Below are 20,355 nucleotides of genomic sequence, written 5' to 3' on the forward strand. Positions count from 1 at the left end.
TGCTGGTGATTACTCGGGGGGGTGTTATCGGTACGTCAGGACTTGCTTACCAGACTCCGGCGTCAACTCCCGAAATGTACCTATCTGCACCGCAATCCCTACTTATTTTCGTTACTTTTATCTTATGCAAAACAGTGAATCTCTGCTTACTCTCAACGGACAAAATAACAAACTCGCCATCCGTATTATTTCGCCTACGTTCGGTCATCTCCCGCCTGAAATTGCCCGGAAATATGGTCTTACGCATCGCAAACCATACTACTTTTTTCTCTTTATGCTGGAAGGCCACACCCGGCACGGCGTTGATCTCCAGCAATTCGATATACAGGCCAACGAACTCCTTTTTATTTTACCTCACCAAATTCACCGGCTGCCTGATACCAAAGAAGGTACCAACTATGTCAAGCTTGGTTTTGATGAAACCTGTCTTTCCCTTTTGCCCAAACAGTATTCTTTTCTCATCAACCCATTCAACAACCAAAAAATACAGTTTACGGCATCGGCGGCTGTTCGATTAAAATCCATCTTCGATATACTGCTCAACGTATTAAGTGCAGTAGACACGGAACCTGAGCTCATCCTGGCCCACCTCAATAGCCTGTTAACCGAAATCAATATGGCTTATTTTGCCACCGACAAAAGTCCCGCCGACCACAAACTTTCGTCATACATCCGTTTTAAACTTTTTGTCGAAGATAACCTCACCGATCATATAACCATCCAGGAAATTGCCCAAAAGCTGGCCCTCAACACCAATAGTTTATATGCTATCGTTAAGCACTACTCCGGGCTTTCCCCCAAAGAGTTCATCACCAACCGGCTCATTCTGGAAGCTAAACGTCGTCTTTACTATGCGGAAAGTTCTATCAAGGAGCTAGCCTACGACCTGGGTTTCAATGATCCTGACTACTTCTCCCGGTTGTTTAAAAAAGTAACGGGCCAAACCATAGCCACTTTCGTTCAGGATTTGTCCGGCAACTAATACGTTTTGTCCAGCTCATTCCCTGATGTTTAGTAGACCTTTGTTCTCATACTAAAAATCAAGATGATGAACAGAAAGCTAGGAACAAACGGCCCGCTAGTATCAGCAATAGGGTTAGGCTGTATGGGCATGTCGGGTGCTTACGGGCAATCCGACGAAAAAGAAGCCATCGCCACCATCGAAAGAGCCCTCGAACTGGGGCACAACTTTTTAGACACGGCTGATTACTATGCTGTTGGCCAAAACGAGGAGCTTATTTCCCATGCCATCAACAATAAACGTGACAAAGCTTTTCTTTCGGTAAAAACGGGTCAGTTATATACGGCTGGACCTAACGGGGCTATGGGACCTGGTCCGGTCAGCGGCCATCCCGATTACCTTCACAACGCAGTTTTTTACAGTCTCCGCCGTCTCAAAACGGATTATATAGATCTCTATACCCAAGCCCGGGTTGATCCCAAAGTGCCAATCGAAGAGACGATGGGAGCCCTTTCCGACTTAGTCCAAAAAGGGGTCATTCGGTACATCGGCCTCTCGGAAGCATCGGCCGAGTCGATTCGTAAGGCGGCTACCGTACATCCCATCACCGCTTTACAGATCGAGTACTCGCTCTGGAGCCGCGACATTGAAGCCGAAGTGCTTCCGACTATCCGGGAATTGGGTATCGGATTGGTTGCCTATGCCCCGTTAAGTCGAGGCTTTTTAAGCGGTGAATTTAAGAAGCCGGAAGATATAAAGGACAGTCGTGTCAACATGCCCCGTTATCAGGGTGAGAATTTTTACAAAAATCTGTCGCTAGTCGAAAAGATTAAGACGCTGGCCACTGAAAAAGGCTGTACTCCGGCTCAGTTAGCGATTGCCTGGGTACTGGCCCAAGGAGACGATATTATTACCATTCCAGGCTCCAAACGCATCAAACATGTTGAGGAAAACATAGCTTCTGAACAGGTAAAACTCACTGGTGAAGACCTGCAAAGCATTGAAGCCATTATGCCCGCGGGAATTGTTTCCGGCACCCGCTACCCAGAACGATTTATGAACGCCCTAAATGGGTAAACGATTCTTTCTTGGTGCAGGATGCGCCCCTAATCAAAATCAATAGTAGTAGCTGACCTCAACGCTCTTTTGCCTTATGGTCGGCTACTACTAGTATTGATCGCTGGTAATGATCTTGTCTCGTAAAATCCTCGTGGCTGCAGCACAACCCGAATTGACTTTTTTAAGATAGGAAAACCTAAAAGTCGGAGATATGCTGATCATTTTAGTCGAACAGCAGATCACCCTCAAAGGTGAAATAGTCAGCTAAATGACTATCCGGGAGTGCCGGGCATTATTTTTTATCGATTCGGTACAACCTGCCCTGGTCTGTAATGGCATATAAGGCTCCGTCATTGCCTTGTGTGATATCCCGGAAGCGCTGAAACTGATCCGCTAACAACCGTTCTTCTCCCACTACTTTATCATTCTTGATAATCAGCCTCAAAACGTGCATCCCACTTAGCGAGCCAATAAAGAGATTGTTGGTCCATTCCGGGATATGATCACCCGTGTAGAATGTCATGCCACTGGGCGAAACGACCGGGTCCCAATAATACACCGGTTGTTCAAGTCCTTCTTTTTGCTGAATGCCATCGCCCACTTTTTCACCACTGTATTCGATGCCATAGGTAATGGTCGGCCAGCCGTAATTCTTGCCCGGCTTAATGTGGTTGAGTTCGTCACCCCCTCTTGGACCGAATTCACCTTCCCACAGGTCGCCTGTTACCGGATCAAAAGCAAGGCTCTGTACATTACGGTGCCCATAGGAATACAGTTCAGGTCTGGCGCCCGCCTGGCCTTCAAACGGATTGCCGGGAGCGGGTTTGCCTTCTTTAGTAATGCGAATAACTTTTCCTAGACCTGAACTGATTGACTGAGCCTGTGGCCGGGTTACTTTATCCGAACGCTCCCCCGTGCTAATGATCAGATTCCCGTCTTTATCGATTAGAATCCGTCCGCCATAATGCAGATTCCCTTTATAGGCCGGGGTAGCGCGGTAAATGACCGTTGCTCCTTCGATCTTTTTTTCATCGGCGGATAATTTTCCCTTGGCAACCGCCGTCACATTCCCCTCGGCACTGGGTTCTGAAAATACCCAGTATACCATTCGGTTAGTTGCAAAAGCGGGATCAACCCGAATACCTAAAAGTCCTCCCTGGCCCGACGGATTAACCTTTGGAAGGCCCGTGATTGATTCCCCTACCTTACCGACAGACGTGACGATGCGCATCGTTCCTTCTCTCTCCGTAACGAGCATTCGTCCGTCAGGCAAGCTCGTAATACCCCATGGAAATTTAAGCGCTTCGGTCAATACCTTGCCTTCGTAGTTGGTGGCTGATTTTACGCCATCAATTCGCGTTTGGCCAGCGAAAGCCGGTTTATAGGCTGAGTTCGGTTCTTTGGTTTCAACGGCAGCCAGGGCATTTGTGTTACTAGACGTAGTTTGGCCAAAGGATGATAGCGTTAGGGAGGTGCCGGCCAAGGCTAATAAAATTCTGTTCCTCATTTTAATTGATTGGTAAACGTGAATACGGGTTTAATGATAAACGTGTTTGACAAACAAACAGCGCCTGGGGGTATAAAAAATCCAATTTGGCTCAATTTCGTTGGAGGACTTCCTCCAGTTTCTCTTTATAAATAAATCAAAAACCCAATTGACTAATCCTGTTTGAGAAATTTCAGACTTGATTAAATCTTGTTAATAGACTACCATGGCTCTTGCAAGTACGTGATAGTCAGTATAAATTATGCTGAATTTCTAAACTCTTTTAGCCAATGTTATTTACTGAAAAATTTGCCGCTGATCTTGACGAGCGGCAACAAAAACTTACGCTTGCGCAGCCTCAGAGCGGAATGCTGGATTCCGCTATCTGGGTACACTTAACAGACAGCGAGAACCTGTTTATTCAGTTGATGAGTGGTACACCACCACCGCCGGACGCCCTTGGGAATCTTGAACAAGGTTGGTGCCTTTTCTTCCTAAATGGAAAAATGCCCAATGTGCCATTAGCGATCCAGTTAATTCTGGTTAGGTTACATCCCATTTTACATCTACTGGGTATGCCCCCCACTAAGATTACGACGACTCAATGGAACTCGTGGTTGGCCCAATTAAATGGGGTAGGTGTGCTGACTGGAGATGGCACATTAGTATCAACCGCGCTTTATGCACAGGTGGACCCTGGTTGGGCTCTATCGCTGCTGGATTATTTTTTAGTCCAGCTGAACTGGATAAATAAGGTAGCCTTTAATCCGAACGGCCAGCAAATTCAGGTCTCTAATAAAAGCACGTTACAAGTGGCTCTGTTTAGCGATTGGGGCACTGGCGCTTATCAGGATGGTCATTTGTCCGGTAGTCCCGCTCAGCTCGTTATGCAGCAGATAAAAAGCCAGGCACCCGATATGGTAATTCACTTGGGCGATGTTTACTATTCGGGCACTTATGGTCTTTTCGGGGCCAAAACGGGGGAGGAATATACTAAGCTGGTAACCCAGTGGACTTACCAGGCACCATTAGGCAATTTTACGCTCAACTCCAATCATGAAATGTATGACGGAGGGAATGGTCTGTTCAATGTTGCCCTTAATTCGTCGATTACGTCTTTGTTCCAAGCGCAGGGTAACGCGAGTTTCTTTAGTATTAGCTTTGGTAATTGGTTGATCCTTGGGCTTGACTCAGCTTATTATGCCGATGCGAAAACTATGTATATGACTGGTGCAATACTTGATCCGGCGCAACAACAACTATTGCAACAAGCTGGAACAAGTGGGAAAAAGATCATGATTCTTACCCATCATAATCCGATCAACGAAATCGGTACGATTCAAAATGAGTTGTGGACCGACGTGGTATCTCACTTGGGGAAGAACCCGGATTACTGGTATTGGGGACATGTTCATAATGGTATTGTGTATTCTGAAACCTCTGTAGCCGGGCGCGTGTGCTGCCGATGCGTGGGCAACGGAGCTATTCCAATTGGCCAGGCCAGTTGGTTTGCAAACAATTCAGCCATAAGCTTTTATACTAATTCACCCCTTGGAGATACGGCTCCTCGTAATGCCTTGAGAATTAAAAACGGGTTTGCGCATCTAACGTTCGCAATGGATACTGTTCAGGAGCAGTGGTTCTACCAGGATGGCTCTCTAGCCTGGTCATCTTCAGGCGCTTAATTAGTTTGTTAGCTGGTAAGCCTAACTGTTTGCTAGGCTTACCAACTGACAAACTAGAACTTAGGCTCCCAGACCAAATTTGTGTAATATAGCCCCCCGACCGCCGGGCCACCGATGAAGGTATAATAATACTTGTTGGCTAGGTTCGTGCCGCCCACTTTTACCAAAAGATTCAACGGTTGGAGACGGTAACTCACCTGAGCATCCAGCGTGTTAATGGCCGATACATTGCCCGTAGCCAGTTCCGATTGCCACAAAAACGCATCCTGATGCTTGTAGTTCACCGAGAAGCCAAGGCCGCGCCATAGATTGCCATTCGAGATATTTAGGTTTGTAATCCAGCGCGGGGTATTAAACGAGCTCTCTAAACCATCTCCATTATCGGCGCGGTCGAGTTTGGCAAAAGAGGCATTGCCGCCCACCGACCAGTTTTGGGTCAGGCTATACCGAAGGCCCAAGCTGGCCCCGTAATTATAAACCTTTGTTTGTGAATTGGTCCACAGCCGGTAGCGATCCTGTGTGGTCGATGACGAAAAGTAATACGCCAGCGAATCGGAATTTGTGCCTTTCGCTATATTGGCATTCACTTGCGCGATGAAATTTTTATAAGCTGTGTAGTAAACATCGGCGTCTACATAAAGCCGGTTTCTGAAAAACAACCCTTTATACCCTAGTTCAAAACTATTGACCTGTTCAGGTTGCAGATAGGTGTAGGGGCTCTTTTTTAAAAGCCCTTTATTTTTTTGTATGGCCTGATTCGTAGTGAGTTTGTTCGTGTTAACATCAGTGGTAATGGCCGCCTGAAAGGCATTGATCGAGGTGACCAGGTACGCGTTTTCGTAGATCCCCTTCGACATGATCGGTAAACCACCAACTCGTTTTACCCCACCCGAGTTGATATTCGTAAAGCCCTCGAACAGGGAGGGAAACCGGTAGCCATTCTGGAACGAGAGTCGAAAGTTGTGCGCGTCCGTAGGCGAATAGACCATCGACAGCCGGGGGTTCAGGCGGGCGTCGAAATAGGTGTTTTTGTCAAGTCGCAACGATCCGGCCACTTTGAGCCGATTATCCAGAAAGGTGCGACTTAACTGGACAAACCCGCCCATTTTGCCATAAACCAGATTTTTGCCCGGCTCCGTAGGGTTGATAAAATAATTTCCATCGGGGAAAACGACGTACCGTCGAAAATCAAACCCAGCCTGAATAGTAATGCCAGTCTGCTGACGGAACTGCTTCCAAAGTACCTGCGTCGGTTCGACTTGACCCTCTACGTGATACATCCAGGATTGCACCCGAAGAGCTGCGCCAATGTCCCAGTTGTTGATGTCGCGAAGTTTAGCGATCAAGTCGTTAAATGCAGGCGTACCCGGAACAGGACGACCCTGATCAGCGATAGAACGGGCATCGCGTAAGGCATCCGGCACCGCCAAACCGGTCTGTGTATCAGCGTTAAACCGGTTAGTGAAATCGGAAAACCACTGGTTATCGCTTTTAAACGACTTGTCGATGTTCTCGGCCATAGATCGGATGTTATAGGAGTCACCCGTGTTTTCATGGCTTCGATAGGCCCGGATCTGTATGGAAGGTGTGGTTAAGGTCAGACTGTGCTGGTCGAGCCGGTAGTTGTCGAGCCGAAAGCGGTTGGTGCGCTGATACACATTATCTAACGTGGCTCCCTGGTAGGTGTAAGCCAATTCGACTGTTGGCGAGAACCGATAATGCAGTGAGATGTCACCCCGCAGGTTTTTCAATCGGTAGTCTGTGGCCTGAGCTTCATAGTATCCCGTTCGACCAATGCTGTAGCGTTTGCCGCCCAGTGTAATGGTTCGGCGGTTGGCCGCTTCATTACCGTAGCCGTTTACCGGGTCATACGCCGGATTATCAGCTCCGAACAAACTCAGGGACGCATTGCCGTTGGGGTTCAGGTCATCGCGGTTGCCAGCCACCCAGTCGTAACCTCGCTGATAAACCAGATTCACTTTGACCGCAAAGCGATCGCCAATTCGGTGGGCATAGCGGATACTGGTTTCAGAGTAGACCTTGGCCGGTACAGACGCGTCCCCAACGTGGTTGAGACCTGTTTTTTGCGCGACGCTCAGCCCTTGCGAATCGAACGGATTTCGTGTTAAAATGTTGACCAATCCGTTCAGGGCGTTCATACCGTAAAGTGCCGAAGCGACACCCGGCACCAACTCGACCTGTTGAATATCTAAGTCGGAAGGGGCCAGCGCGTTGGCAATAGGTGCACCAATATGAGGGGCCTGATTATCGCGGCCATCAACGAGTTGGACAAAACGAACGTTGGTCGTGGCGGCAAAGCCGCGCGTGTTATAAACTTTGAAGCCAAGACTAGACGTAAGAAGCTGCACCCCTTTTATATTTTCGATCGCATCAAAATACGAGGGTTGGGCGGATAGCCGGATGCGCCGGGCATCCAGCACTTCAATACTAACGGGGGATTTTAAGATGCTTTCCGCTACTCGGGAAGCGGATATGACCACTTCATTTAGTTGAACTTTGCGTAGCGAATCTCTTGGGGTAACGATGGTGTCAGGTTGAATAGCTGCTTGCAAAGGTGTACTGAACAGAATCAACAATAGAGAGATGTATTTCATAAAGAAGCGTTATTTCATCGTAAATATAACGAACCGTTATATTTACGATGAAATAACGCTTGGATAGGTGGGTGATAGCCGCGTAAAATCTATTTAATGAACTAGGTAGGCCAGCCAACAGACGTTCGAGATGAGTCAGAAGGGTTTGATGCCCTATTACTCCCGAAATACATTTCGCCCAAATAGATCGAATAAAATATGTTTCTCAAACACATCATTGGACTCTCCGGGTAAATTGTTATTTATAGTGAATGGCAAGCAATACAGCCTGGATACCACCGGAAGTGTTAGGCAGTTGCACTTCGTTTTGGCCGATCAGACCAACAAGCACGAAACCTATGGCGGTGGCCGGTTCCTAGATGCGTCGGGCCCTGATTCCGATGGCTATACGTATCTGGATTTCAATAAAGCTACAAATCCACCCTGTGCTTTCACGCCTTACGCGACCTGCTGAGTGAGGGAGCCTCTTTGCCCTTTATATCATTTAGATTTAATTCGGCAATAAGTGTCAGGTCATAGCCCAGTTCTTCAGACCGTTGGGCCAGCTTTTTGACGTACGACCAGTCGGCCGTTATCTGTTCGTCCTCGACGTTACGATGCCACTCGCCAAAGACGGGCATCCAATAACCAAATTTCATACGGCTTGAGTACGTTGAGTTTTCTGAAGTTGTTGTTCCAAATAGTCCACAAAACGCGCGTAGGGATCAAACCCAATTCTATTGACCGCATCCGCTACAAAATTGAATAACGCATTGATATCGTAGAAAAGAACGTCACCTGTGCGGTTATCAAGTAGATATTCAACGCCACCCACGTCGATCCGGGCAGTTTTAGCAATGCGTTCCTCGGCAACCATGCTTTTATGGAATTGCGGAGGAAATACAGACAAGGAAGACCAAAAACATATTAAAGTAGGCGTATCATCTGGTCTGGAATATTCTGTAGCGCAGGTTGCCCAACAGGTAGCCAAAGCGAAATATGGTCTGGAGGTCGAACTGGTGCCGTTCAATGATTATGTCGTGCCCAACGAAGCTCTGAACCAGGGTGATCTCGATGTTAATGCCTTCCAGTCCAAGCAGCGGGGTTACAAACTGGCCATAGTTGGCAAAACGTTTATTTATCCGATCGCGGCCTATTCCCGGAAAATCAAGAACTTAACCGAGTTACAACCCGGCAGCACCATTGTTATTCCGAATGATCCAACGAATGGAGGGCGTTTCCTGCTATTATTGCAAAAAAATGGTCTGTTAACACTCAGGGATAATGTCGGATTACTGCCTAAAGTCACTGATATTACGGCCAATCCGAAAAATCTTAAAATTCTGGAGTTAGAGGCTCCCCAGCTAACTAGGGTACTGGATGATAAGGAAGTGACCATTGCCATCATAAACAATACATTCGCTTCTCAGGTCGATTTAATTCCCAGTCGTGACGGTTTATTCGTTGAAGATCGAAAGTCGCTGTATGTGAATTTAATCGGGGCTAGGGAAGACAATAAAAATGAACGAAAAGTTAAGGAGTTCGTGCAGGCTTACAAATCGGCTGAAGTAGAACAGGCCGCCAAAAAAGACTTTAAAGGAGCTGCCATTAAAGGCTGGTAGATGCGCCAATCACTTTGGAATATGAAGACATTAAGCTTAAGCTATACTAAATCGTTGAACAAGTTCGTCCAGATTCCATTGAAAATTAAGTTGTTGACGCTGCTGCTCTCGCTGGCGGGCTCAATAGGTGTAGCACAGCCCAATCTTATCCCTGCCGATGCTCAGAAAGCGGCTCGGAGTGTTCGGCCAGAAGCCATTGAAGCACACATGCGTTACCTGGCTGATGACAAACTGGCCGGTCGGAAACCCGGTTCGCAGGGCTACGAACTAGCGGCTCAATACGTTGAGAAACAGTTTAAAACCCTCGGATTTAAACCGCATGGGCAGAACGGTACGTTTCGGCAGGCTGTGCCCTTGCGAAAGGCGCAGGTCCGCGAAGAAGCCAGTTCGCTTGCTCTGATTCAAGATGGAAAAGAGCAGTCACTTATCTACGGCAAAAACTTTATTCTGAGTCCAAACTTTGGTCAGACCAGTAGCGACGTCTCAGCTCCAATTGTCTTCGTTGGGTTTGGCGTGTCGGCACCTGAACTGGGGTACGACGATTATTCGGGTGTTGACGTGCGGGGTAAAATTGTGGCTTGTTTTAATGGGGCTCCATCTACTTTTCCATCGAATCAACGCGCTTATTCGAGTTCGGCAAAGCAGGAGGTCGCGGCTGCACACGGGGCGATTGGCCTGATTACCTTCAGCTTACCCACCGACGTTAGTGCTCGTGTGGAAGCTAATGCACCGCGAAATCGCCAGGCTATTTACCGCTGGACCGATTTACAAGGCCGGGCACAACGCACCTTCCCGCAGCTACGGGTTATAGCCTCGATGGGTGATTCAACCACCCGGATATTATTCACAAAAGCGCCCAAGACCTTTGAACAAGCCCGTTTAAATGCGAATCAGAACAAGCCGCAGGCATTTCCGATGAACGTATCTCTTCGTGCCCATACGCAAACTGAGTTGAGTGATGGGCTGGTAGGTGAAAACATTGTAAGCCTATTGCCGGGCTCCGACCCCAAATTAAAGGATGAGTACGTTGTGTATGTGTCGCACCTGGACCACCTCGGCATCGGACGACCGATAAAGGGCGCATCAACGCCGGGAGATTCGATTTATAACGGAGCCCATGACAACGCGTCGGGTGTTGCCATCAACCTCGAAGCGGCCCGGCTTTTTGCCTCATTGCCCAAAAGTCCCCGCCGGTCCATTTTGTTTGTGGCCGTAACGGGTGAAGAAATGGGCCTGCTCGGCTCCGATTATTTCGCCAGTAATCCGACTGTCCCCAAAAATAAAATTGTGGCAAACCTGTGTCTTGACATGCCGTTTTTCTTTCATCCGCTTTTAGATATCGTGCCGTATGGCTCCGAGCATTCATCGATGAAAATGGCCGTTGAATCAGCCGCGAAGTTCGTTGGCGTGCAGATTGCCAAAGACCCGATTCCGGAACAGGCCGTGTTCATGCGTTCCGACCATTTTAGTTTCGTGCGACAGGGAATTCCGGCTATCTACATTAAAAGTGGCAGTACAACTGGCGACGACCGCAATGGCACAAAACTTAACCTCGATTGGCGGGCAACTATCTACCACACCCCACAGGACGACATGAATCAGCCATTCGATTGGAATGCCGCGGCCCGACATGTGCAGTTGCAGTTCCTGATCGGTTACCTCACCGCCGAATCCGATACGCGGCCTGTATGGAATGCCGGTGATTTTTTCGGAACCAAGTTTGGCTCGCCTACGGCCAATAAACCGAAATAAAGGGTGAAACAGACACCTGATTCATTGACTCCATTACTCCGGGGTATTGGCCGGTTCGATTTTATCGCGCTCAGTATCAACATCACGATTGGTGCAGGTATCTTGGGGTTACACGCGAAACTGTATGCGCTGATTGGCGTCTGGAGTTTACTCGCCTACGTTGTTAGTGCGACGGTCGTCACGCTGATCATTCTGTGTTTTGCCGAAGTGAGCAGCCGATTTAGTGCCACGGGCGGCCCGTATCTGTATGCTCGGGTGGCCTTCGGGCCGTTGATTGGTTTTGAAGTCGGCTGGTTGTTCTGGCTATCACGCATGGCTGCGTTTGCTTCCATTTGCAACCTGTTCGTTAGTTATGCGGCCCTGTTCAGACCCCAGTTGGCGACAGGCTGGGAGCGGGCCAGCTTAATGACGGGGTTGGTTGTTGGTGTAGCCGCTATAAACTACATGGGTGTGCAGCGGTCGGCGCGGGTGAATACTGTGTTTACTATTAGCAAATTATTGGTGATTGGCCTATTCGCCCTAGTGGGCTTATTTTTCGTCGATACTGTTGCCTTTACGTTCCCCAAATTTCCGGACTACACTTCCTTTTCGCAGGCTGTATTGCTTATTATTTTTACGTTTTCGGGCTTCGACGTAGCGGCCATACCGGCGGGGGAGGTGCAACAACCCCAGCGAACGGTACCGTTGTCGTTGCTGGTATCCATCGGAACGGTAGCGGTGCTGTTCATTTCTGTACAGTTTGTCTGCATCGGTACACTACCCGATTTATGAACTTACAACGATATTATGAACAAAAGTTTATGCGACATTTTGAAGATGCACCGTGCCTGTTGAAGCTTTCCTGTGCTCTTCTAAAAGGTAGGATTTGTACTAGTTAGCTTAATCTTTTCTGCTCTATGACGATCACGCACGAGTTGCCGCTTTACTTCATTAAATTCGACAAACTTATCGCGTTCCTGACTCTGTTGTTTCATTAAGTCTGTCCATTCAATATTGACAGGCTGCAATAAGTCTAGCTTAGTGAACTGTATAATTTTTTGTCGCTGCTGACCCTTTAAAAAAAACCGCATTTCTGCTTCTACAGTTAAAATCTCATTCCATTCCCGATAATGAGATTCCAGAAGATTAACACGCTGTTGCACCTGTTTTTCTAAATTATTCATTGTAGTGAGCGAGGATAAGGTTCGACAAGAAACTTACTCCTACAAGGTAAATAAAGAGCAGACGAGTTAACCTGATAAAAATCAGCTATTGAAATGATTGAGACTCTGCGACCGCAACGGTGGACCGGCGTTTAAGTGATTGGAGTGAAAGCCGATCCCCAGGATTTTCTTAGACTCGGAGTGTCTTTATTTCGTTTGGTGAGCCAGTTTATTGGGGGGAGGTCAAATAAAGGGGTAAGTCGAATTATTAAAAGAAGCTGATCAAATCTGCATCAACTTCAGATTTGCTTCAAAATTGGTTATCACTTTTGCGTTAATTATGAATCCAACTTTCCGCCTTCTATTCCAGCCGCAGCTCAACACTACTTATTGAGCTGCGGTAATTTTCCGGAAGTACGGTTCTATAAATTATCCGTGCAGTTGCCATTTGGCAGCGATAAAGCTAAACGCAATCAACGTAAAATGGAACGTCTGCATATGGACTTCAACGATTAACCAATTCCACCATATCATAGCTATAACCAATAGACCTGCCTTTAAACGCAGTCGAATGGTTATGGCCTTTTTATATAAATATTCAATGTTATTAAATTATAAACAGCTTATTATCAAATAGTTAATTTTCTTTCATTGGGTGAAGTATTTTGGGAATAGTCTATAAGTTTGCTGGCGAAAAGGATCGAAACAGTTTCCTCTTCATACTATCGACTATGCTCTCTTTAATCAGAAAAATTGCTATTGCTTCCTTCCTGCTGGGAACCAGCCAAGTACAAGTTATAGCGCAAACTACGCCGACGTATTCCTTTATTGAGAAAATTGGCCTGCCTACTGGTGATGGCAAATGGGATTACCTGAAAATGGATGGCGAACGAGAACGGCTCTTTGTATCCCACTTCGACCGGGTACACGTTATTGATCTGAACACAAACAAAGCCATCGGTGAAATCACAGGCCTGAAAGGAGTTCATGGCATCGGTCTGGCGAAAGATCTGAATAAAGGCTATATCACGAACGGGACAGATAACACCATTACTGTTTTCGATTACAACACCTTCAAGGTGTTGCAAACGATACCCATTACGGGCAAGAAGCCGGACGCGATCATGTATGATAAGAGCACGAAGCAGATTTTTGTGTTCAACAACGGTAGTGGCAATGCTGTTGTGATCGATGCGACAACAGACAAAGTCGTTGGAACGGTAGAAATGGGGGGCGCGCCGGAGTTTGCAGTATCGAACGAAAAAGGGAGCATCTTCAACAACAATGAAGATACCAATGAAATTTTCGAACTCGACGCGAAGACGTTCAAAGTAAAAAACAAGTACCCTGTAGCACCCGGTGGCGTGCCGACTGGACTGGCTTTCGATGCGAGCACGAACCGCTTATTTTCGGTCTGTCGTAAACCTCAAACGCTGGTGGTGATGGACGCTTCGACCGGAAAAATCGTCCAGACGCTGCCGATTGGGGGTGGAGTAGATGCGGTCGTTTATGAGAAAGAGTTGAAACTAATCATGACCTCCAACGGCGAAGGTAATGTCACAATTATCCATCAGGATTCGCCCGATACCTATTCTGTTGTTCAGACGCTGACAACGAAACCCGGCCAGAAAACAATGGTTCATCGGGGCACAACGCACCGTATTTACCTAAGCGGTGCTGATTATCAGGCCGATGGGAAAACACCAGTGCCCGGTACATTCGGCGTATACGTTTACGGTCCAAGTCAAAAGCAGTAACTGGGAAAAGCCTTAAAACCAATTTTTATTTAGCCTTAAAACAGGTCGTCAGTTTGTCGACGTCCTCCCAACTACGTTACTCATGTTGTCTTTCTTCTACAAAGCCTTACAAACGGCTTGCCTGGCCGCGCTATGCCCATTACTTACGCTGGCGCAATCGGTCTCGCAGCCAATTATTCCCCGTGTTTTATCTGGCCTCACCTACAGTGAAACGGGGCAGCTTGTGCTGACCCGAAACGGGCAGAAACTAGTCGATTTGGATAAAAAAGATGCCTATTCGCTTGCTCAGATGCTGGGCCGCCCGGTCGGTAATGAAACGGGAATTCTTCTTGACTTCAGTAAACCCGGTTTTATTGGAACAGTGGCTTACGGTCCTTATAATGAAAAAGCCGAATTTCCAGCCGTTGCGTTTCTGCCCCGTACGGTTTCGATTCAGGACGGGAAAGTCCTGTTAGATATAAAAAGCGCAATTAAAGGACCAAACGATTTCTTTAATCTAAGCGAGAAAGGTCAGGGCATTATCGGCTATCGGGTCCTTGACAGCGCCGGACGAATCATCTATGAAGGGCGGGTTGCATTCAGTGGTAAGGGGCCTTACTCCGTATTGCCTACGGTTACTGAAGGGCCATTTATCAATACATTAAGCTCTACTGGTTGTGTCATTTCGTATGAAACGCAGGTGCCGGTAAAAACGACGATTTCGGTCGGCAACCAGACGTTCAGTGATCAGCAGGCAACTACCCACCATGAACTTACACTAACTGGTTTACAGCCCGAAATCGATTACGTATATGCTATTACGTATGCTACCCGAACTGACCAACATCGGTTTCGGACGGCACCGACTTCGGGTAGTCGCAAGCCGTTTACGTTCGCGTTTGCCTGCTCGAATCGAGGAACGACGGGTGGCGGAGAGCGTGATTTCGGAGGGACGAATTACCAATCGTCGCGTGCGATCATGGCTGCTGCGTTGCTAAATGGAGCCGTTTTTATGCAGGCCACGGGCGATCTGACAACTGGTGGTAATCCGAGTGAAGATGGACACTTGATGGAGTATGCCAATTGGAAACGGGCTCTGGAACCGTTCTGGCACAAGATTCCCGTATATACCGGTATGGGCGATCATGAAGTCAATTACCTAACGTTCGCGCCAGACCCAGAGACCAAGAAAAATCCGAAGATTGACCGGTTTCCATATCAAACCGAATCGGGGGAAGCCACGTTTGCCCGGGCCTTTGTTCACCCAACCAATGGTCCAGACAGCGAAGATGGAACGGCTTACGACCCTGATCCTAAGCAGGTTGATTTCCCCTCGTATCAGGAAAACGTGTATTACTACACCTACGACAATGTCGGGATGATCGTGCTGAATACCGAATATTGGAAATCGCACCATCCGGGCGTTGACGGATCGCCGGAAGGCTACATCATGGATGCGCAGGTCAAATGGCTGACAGAAACCATGCAGAAACTGGAGAAGGACCCGGCCATCGACCACATTTTCGTCAATGTGCACAGTGCTGTATTTCCCAATGGTGATCACGTGAACGGCGCTATGTGGTACGAAGGCACTAACGCCGAACGACCCAAGGTGGCAGGAACACTGGTAAAAACGGGCATTCTTGAGCGTCGTGATCAACTACTGGATTTGTGTGTTAACAGGAGCAAAAAGTTTCTGGCCTTCATATCTGGTGATGAACACAACTTCGCTTTCCTGCACGTAACGCCCGATACGCCGATGTATCCGGAAAACTATACGTTGCCGAAGCTGAAGTTGAGTCGTCCATTCTATCACCTCAACAATGGGGGAGGGGGTTCTGCTCCCTACGCGATGCTGGCAACGCCCTGGATGCACCAGTTTCAATACTTCACCGAGCCGCCCGTACTGGCCCTGATCTCCGTGAACGGACCAACGGTCAGTTTAAAAGCATTCAATGCCGAAACGTTTGGAACGATTTGTCGCGACGTAAAACTGCGCTAAACCAAATCCATTGACCATCGATGAGACCGAATTTGTCTATGAAATCTACGCTTTACACATTATTAACGCTGTTCGTGTTTGGATCGCTCACGGTCCAGGCGGCTACACTGAAAGGCTCCGTTATGGACGCCCGCACCGGTGAGCCATTGGTCGGCGCTACGGTAAGTCTGGCCAATACCAAATTTGGTGGTACGGTCGGATTGGATGGCAACTACCTCATTAAAGGGGTTCCCGCCGGAACATACACGTGCCTGGTGCAATACATTACGTACCAGAAAGCCCAGAAAACGATCACGGTTACCAGTGAACCGATGGTCGTCCACAATTTTACGCTTGCGGAAAGCAGCCACGATTTAGCTGAGGTAGTCGTGATGGCATCCGGCGACCGGGAAAACGAAAATAATACCCGGAGAACGGAGCAGAAAGCCGATAATGTCCTGAATATCATTGGAGCTAAGGCCATCTCTCTGTTGCCCGATATTACGGTGGCCAACGTATTGCAGCGCGTATCTGGCGTATCGGTGGTGAGAAACGGCACCGGCGACGGGCAATTTGCCATCATCCGGGGCATGGATCGGCGGTACAACTATACACTGGTCAACGGGATCAAAATCCCCAGTCCGGACAACAAAAATCGCTATGTGCCGATGGATATTTTTCCGGCTGATCTACTCGAACGCCTGGAAGTCGTTAAGGCGCTCACCCCCAACATGGAAGGTGATGCGATTGGTGGCTCGATGAACATGATTATGAAGTCGGCTCCCGATTATCTGGTTCTAACGGCCACCGCGTCGGGTGGGTACAGTCAGATTTTCAGCAATCAGCCGTTTCAGGGATTCAGCACAAAAGACATCAATTTCCGTTCTCCTTCGGAAATAATGGGCAGTAACACGGCCTACGCGCAACCAGCACAGTTTTCGCGCATCTCGCTCAATTACAACAAGGTGTCGTTACCGGTAAACGGGTTGTTCAGTCTGTCTATTGGTAACCGGATTTTCAACCGTCGGTTAGGCTTTCTGCTGGGTGGCAGCTACCAACACACCTACCGGGGCGGTACCACGACGTTTTTTACTATTAATGGTCAGCCAAGCCCTGATCCCCAACCCAATACACCCATTTTTACATCGGTCGATAACCGGGTAAATTCCAACGAACAGGCCCGGACGGGGTTGAATGCCAAGTTCGATTACGCGTTTTCGAGTCGCCACAGACTGAGCCTCTATGGGTTATACATGCAACTTGACGACAAGCAGCACCGGACCATTCTGGGTGATCAACTGACTACATTCGGCGATATCAGCACCAGCGAGCGGTCGGTATTTCGGCGGCAGAACATCTATAACGCCACCTTGCAGGGAGACCATGTGCTGCTGGGGAAGTCAACCAATCCAAGACTCAAATTGAACTGGTCGGCTGTTTATTCACAAGCGAAGAGCCAAACACCAAGCTGGGCTAATTTCGGCGTTACCTACCGGGTAGAGCCGGATGTGGATGGTAAGCCTGTTCGGGGAGCCCAGTTTATCAACCCGGTGAGCTACATCTGGACCCGTAACAGTGATCGCGATCTGACGGGTTACGTCAACCTTACGTATAACCCGCTCCCGAACGCTGAACTATCGGTGGGTGGCATGTACCGCGACAAAGCCCGGAATAACTATTACAATGATTACAGCTTATCGACGGTATTGCCCGGTGGCGACCGACAGGTATATACCACCATTAACCAGGCGACCTTATCGTTCTTTCCCATTGCGACGGCCTTGTCGGACAGTGCGAATGGGAACAACTATACCGCCAAAGAACAAATTGCGGCTGGTTATGTGCAGGGTAAAGTTACGCTGGCCGAACGCTGGCAGTTAGTTGGGGGTGTGCGGTTCGAAAACACGAACCAGTCTTACATATCGCAACTACCGGTCACATCGACGGGAAAGACCGGAAAGATCAGCTACCTAGACGTATTGCCGAGTCTACACCTCAAATACCAGTTGTCGAATCAGGAAAATATCCGGGTTTCGTACTTTCGGGGTATCAGCCGACCGGGCTATTTTGATCTTGTACCGGCCAACTTTCCCGGCGACTACTACACCGAATCGGGTAACCCCTACCTTAAGCACACTGTAGCTGATAACATCGATCTGCGCTATGAATTCTTTCCGGGCGGTAGCCAGCAATTGCTGATCGGGGGCTTTTACAAGAACATCAAAGACCCCATTGAATACGGGTTTAATGTCGTCAGTAATGTCAACACAGTTTACCAGCCGCTCAATTTCGGAACAGCTACCAACTTTGGGGCTGAACTGGTGTTTGCCAAATTCTGGCGCGACTGGGGCGTAACGGGTAACTACACCTTCACCAAGTCAAGCATCACAACCAGCAAGCGAATTTATGGCCGAGACGCACAAGGGTCGACCGTTGTAACCGATGGGATGCAAACCCGTCCGTTGCAGGGCCAGTCGGATCATATCGCAAACTTATCGTTGGTCTATAAGAACCAACGGGTCAACGTCGATGCGCAACTGGCTTGGGTTTATACGGGCAAACGGATCAATGTCGTTTCGCCCTATCTGGGTCTGGATTATTGGCAACGCGGCACATCGCAAGTGGATTTCTCGGCGGAAAAACGATTTGGGATCAAGCGGGGCTCGGCCTCCCGCTTCTCGGTTTTTGCCAAGCTGACTAACCTGCTTAACAACCCGATCATCTCCGAGATTCTGAAGCCCAACTCATTAACTAATCTACCCGATCAACTTCGTACCGACCGGATTCTGGTGCAGAAAGACCTGTTTGGTCAGTCTTACCTGATCGGGTTCCGCTATAAACACTAACGTTTTCAGTACTTAATACTTCTTTATTTTTTTCAACTATGAACTATCAGAATCGTTTAGGTTTGGCAGCTGTTGCTGTTGGACTGATTGCCGGACTTACCGGTTGCAGCAAATCAGAAGATGTGCAGGTGTCGGCTCCATTTTTTAAAGCCGGGGTTGCCATTAGCACGAAAACGCCGTTGTCTGGCGTGGTGAAGGGGACACTCCTGGCCGACTCAACCTACCGGGTTACCGGCGATGTATTTATCAATGAAGGCGATACGCTGGTCGTTCAGCCAGGTGCTAAAGTACATTTCGATGGCAAGGGCGTGTGGAGTTTTATCGTGAAAGGCTCCCTGCTGTCTCTGGGAACGCAGGAAAAACCAATCTATTTTACGGTTCCTACGGCTACTAAAACCGACGTTCTTGGCGCTGACGTAACCAAAGATCCGGCTTATGCGGGTTTGTGGGGTGGTATTTTGGGCGAAACGATGTTCAAAAATATCATCATCAAATGGACGCACCTGGAGTTTGGTGGAGGTACGGTGGTAACCTCACCCGTATCGTTTATTGCTAATGGCGGTAAAGCCTATGTGGTCTCGTCGGCTAACTCGGACGGAATCGTAGTCGTAGAGGATTCATGGATTTATGGCTCGGTCGATGACCCGATGCGCCCCTTTGGTGGCCGCTACAACGTGATGCGGAATACCTTTGAAAAATGTGGATTCACGGGCGGAGAAGCCTGGAACGTTAAGGGCGGTACGGTAGGTAATTTTGCTTACAATGTGGTGATTGGCGCGGCTACTAACGGACCAAAGGCATCTAATAATGGTCAGAAACCCGGGCAGCCACAAACCAATGTTCTTTTCTATAACAACACACTAGTGGCAAATGGCTACCGCCGGTCTGCCGATGGTCGGGGCGGCTCGATTAACTTTGAAGAAGGTTCAAAGGGTGGGTATTACAACAACCTGATGGTTGATAGCAAATATGGTCCGCGCATCGTAGGAGCGACGCAGTCCTATAGCGGCAACGCGCTGGTGGTGGCCGATACAGCTAACATCAAATATGGCTATAATTACAACTACGTCGATTCGCTAAAGATGGCGAACCAGATTTATCCGGTTCTATTCACGACCAAGCCGCAGACCACCGATATTCCGGCTCCGTCGTCCTTCCTGCCCGCTGGCTACAAGCCCGGTCAGGCTTACGACGGTTCGGCGGTAGTTCAGAAAAACAACCCACAGTTCGTTAATTTCCCCCTGCCTTATGTGGCGACCAAGAAAATTGCCGATGCTAGCTTTGTTGGAACATGGAACTTCCGGCTACAGTCAACATCACCCGCAATTGGCAAGGGAACGACCAGCTTCAGTCCGCTGACTGTGGTGCCCGTGAGCCCTAACTTCGGTTCAACGGAAATTACACCACCCAGCACTGACATGGGTGCATACCCAAGCAACGGTAAAGGCAATCTTCACTAAGAATAGAGCCAACGCCTATTGCGCTAAAAGA

The 20,355-nt window shown here is 48.4% G+C and carries 16 protein-coding genes; 11 read left to right on the top strand and 5 right to left on the bottom strand.

Annotated elements, in window-relative coordinates; genetic code table 11:
- The first annotated feature begins 124 nt into the window (after positions 1-124).
- Together ACFS25_RS12765 and ACFS25_RS12770 are read left to right on the top strand one after the other, a co-directional pair.
- Entirely contained in the window at positions 125-982 is an 858-nt protein-coding gene (locus ACFS25_RS12765; protein WP_381501091.1) for a helix-turn-helix domain-containing protein, read from the top strand.
- Positions 983-1,045: 63 nt separating this feature from the next.
- Complete coding sequence (locus tag ACFS25_RS12770; protein ID WP_381501094.1) at positions 1,046-2,038, top strand: aldo/keto reductase; 993 nt, start codon at positions 1,046-1,048, stop codon at positions 2,036-2,038.
- A 274-nt stretch (positions 2,039-2,312) separates the two neighbouring features.
- Here ACFS25_RS12770 and ACFS25_RS12775 read toward each other — a convergent pair whose 3' ends face one another.
- Positions 2,313-3,527 (bottom strand): PQQ-dependent sugar dehydrogenase, encoded by a 1,215-nt coding sequence (locus ACFS25_RS12775; RefSeq protein WP_381501096.1) that lies wholly within the window; start codon positions 3,525-3,527, stop codon positions 2,313-2,315.
- Between the two features lie 269 nt (positions 3,528-3,796).
- On the opposite strand from ACFS25_RS12775, the gene ACFS25_RS12780 reads away from it, so the two are divergent.
- Positions 3,797-5,191: a metallophosphoesterase family protein gene (locus ACFS25_RS12780; RefSeq protein WP_381501098.1), complete on the top strand. Its 1,395-nt coding sequence runs from the start codon at positions 3,797-3,799 to the stop codon at positions 5,189-5,191.
- 53 nt (positions 5,192-5,244) lie between these two features.
- Here the strand turns inward: ACFS25_RS12780 and ACFS25_RS12785 are convergent, their stop codons facing one another.
- A complete protein-coding gene (locus tag ACFS25_RS12785; RefSeq protein ID WP_381501102.1) occupies positions 5,245-7,806 on the bottom strand; it encodes a TonB-dependent receptor in 2,562 nt (853 codons plus the stop codon).
- A gap of 247 nt (positions 7,807-8,053) precedes the next feature.
- Here ACFS25_RS12785 and ACFS25_RS12790 point away from each other — a divergent pair, with 247 nt between their 5' ends.
- A complete protein-coding gene (locus tag ACFS25_RS12790) occupies positions 8,054-8,260 on the top strand; it encodes a DUF1684 domain-containing protein (RefSeq protein WP_381501105.1) in 207 nt (68 codons plus the stop codon).
- Here the strand turns inward: ACFS25_RS12790 and ACFS25_RS12795 are convergent.
- Both ACFS25_RS12795 and ACFS25_RS12800 read right to left on the bottom strand, forming a co-directional pair.
- On the bottom strand, positions 8,238-8,444 hold the full coding sequence (locus ACFS25_RS12795; protein ID WP_381501108.1) for a hypothetical protein: 207 nt from the start codon (positions 8,442-8,444) through the stop codon (positions 8,238-8,240). The genes ACFS25_RS12790 and ACFS25_RS12795 overlap by 23 nt on opposite strands.
- On the bottom strand, positions 8,441-8,662 hold the full coding sequence (locus ACFS25_RS12800; protein WP_381501111.1) for an ATP-grasp domain-containing protein: 222 nt from the start codon (positions 8,660-8,662) through the stop codon (positions 8,441-8,443). The genes ACFS25_RS12795 and ACFS25_RS12800 overlap by 4 nt, the downstream gene beginning before the upstream one ends.
- Between ACFS25_RS12800 and ACFS25_RS12805 the strand changes: the two genes are divergently transcribed.
- Genes ACFS25_RS12805 through ACFS25_RS12815 form a run of 3 tightly spaced genes read left to right on the top strand, consistent with a single transcriptional unit; the run spans position 8,661 to position 11,930 of the window.
- On the top strand, positions 8,661-9,407 hold the full coding sequence (locus ACFS25_RS12805; protein ID WP_381501114.1) for a MetQ/NlpA family lipoprotein: 747 nt from the start codon (positions 8,661-8,663) through the stop codon (positions 9,405-9,407). The two genes, ACFS25_RS12800 and ACFS25_RS12805, sit on opposite strands and share 2 nt — an antisense overlap.
- A gap of 21 nt (positions 9,408-9,428) precedes the next feature.
- Positions 9,429-11,159, top strand: a complete 1,731-nt coding sequence (locus ACFS25_RS12810) for a M28 family metallopeptidase (RefSeq protein ID WP_381501117.1) — start codon at positions 9,429-9,431, stop codon at positions 11,157-11,159.
- Positions 11,160-11,162: 3 nt separating this feature from the next.
- A complete protein-coding gene (locus tag ACFS25_RS12815) occupies positions 11,163-11,930 on the top strand; it encodes an APC family permease (protein ID WP_381501119.1) in 768 nt (255 codons plus the stop codon).
- Between the two features lie 80 nt (positions 11,931-12,010).
- Here ACFS25_RS12815 and ACFS25_RS12820 read toward each other — a convergent pair whose 3' ends face one another.
- Complete coding sequence (locus tag ACFS25_RS12820) at positions 12,011-12,322, bottom strand: hypothetical protein (RefSeq protein ID WP_381501122.1); 312 nt, start codon at positions 12,320-12,322, stop codon at positions 12,011-12,013.
- 710 nt (positions 12,323-13,032) lie between these two features.
- Here ACFS25_RS12820 and ACFS25_RS12825 point away from each other — a divergent pair.
- The 4 genes from ACFS25_RS12825 to ACFS25_RS12840 all read left to right on the top strand — a co-directional run bounded on the left by ACFS25_RS12825 (position 13,033) and on the right by ACFS25_RS12840 (position 20,324).
- Positions 13,033-14,058, top strand: coding sequence for a YncE family protein (locus ACFS25_RS12825; RefSeq protein WP_381501125.1), 1,026 nt, complete (start codon positions 13,033-13,035; stop codon positions 14,056-14,058).
- Between the two features lie 82 nt (positions 14,059-14,140).
- Positions 14,141-16,039: a metallophosphoesterase family protein gene (locus ACFS25_RS12830; RefSeq protein ID WP_381501127.1), complete on the top strand. Its 1,899-nt coding sequence runs from the start codon at positions 14,141-14,143 to the stop codon at positions 16,037-16,039.
- A gap of 38 nt (positions 16,040-16,077) precedes the next feature.
- Positions 16,078-18,864, top strand: a complete 2,787-nt coding sequence (locus ACFS25_RS12835) for a TonB-dependent receptor (protein WP_381501130.1) — start codon at positions 16,078-16,080, stop codon at positions 18,862-18,864.
- 38 nt (positions 18,865-18,902) lie between these two features.
- Complete coding sequence (locus ACFS25_RS12840; protein WP_381501133.1) at positions 18,903-20,324, top strand: hypothetical protein; 1,422 nt, start codon at positions 18,903-18,905, stop codon at positions 20,322-20,324.
- Positions 20,325-20,355: the final 31 nt, after the last annotated feature.

This window comes from Spirosoma flavum (assembly GCF_042686045.1).
Classification (GTDB): Bacteria; Bacteroidota; Bacteroidia; order Cytophagales; family Spirosomataceae; genus Spirosoma; species Spirosoma flavum.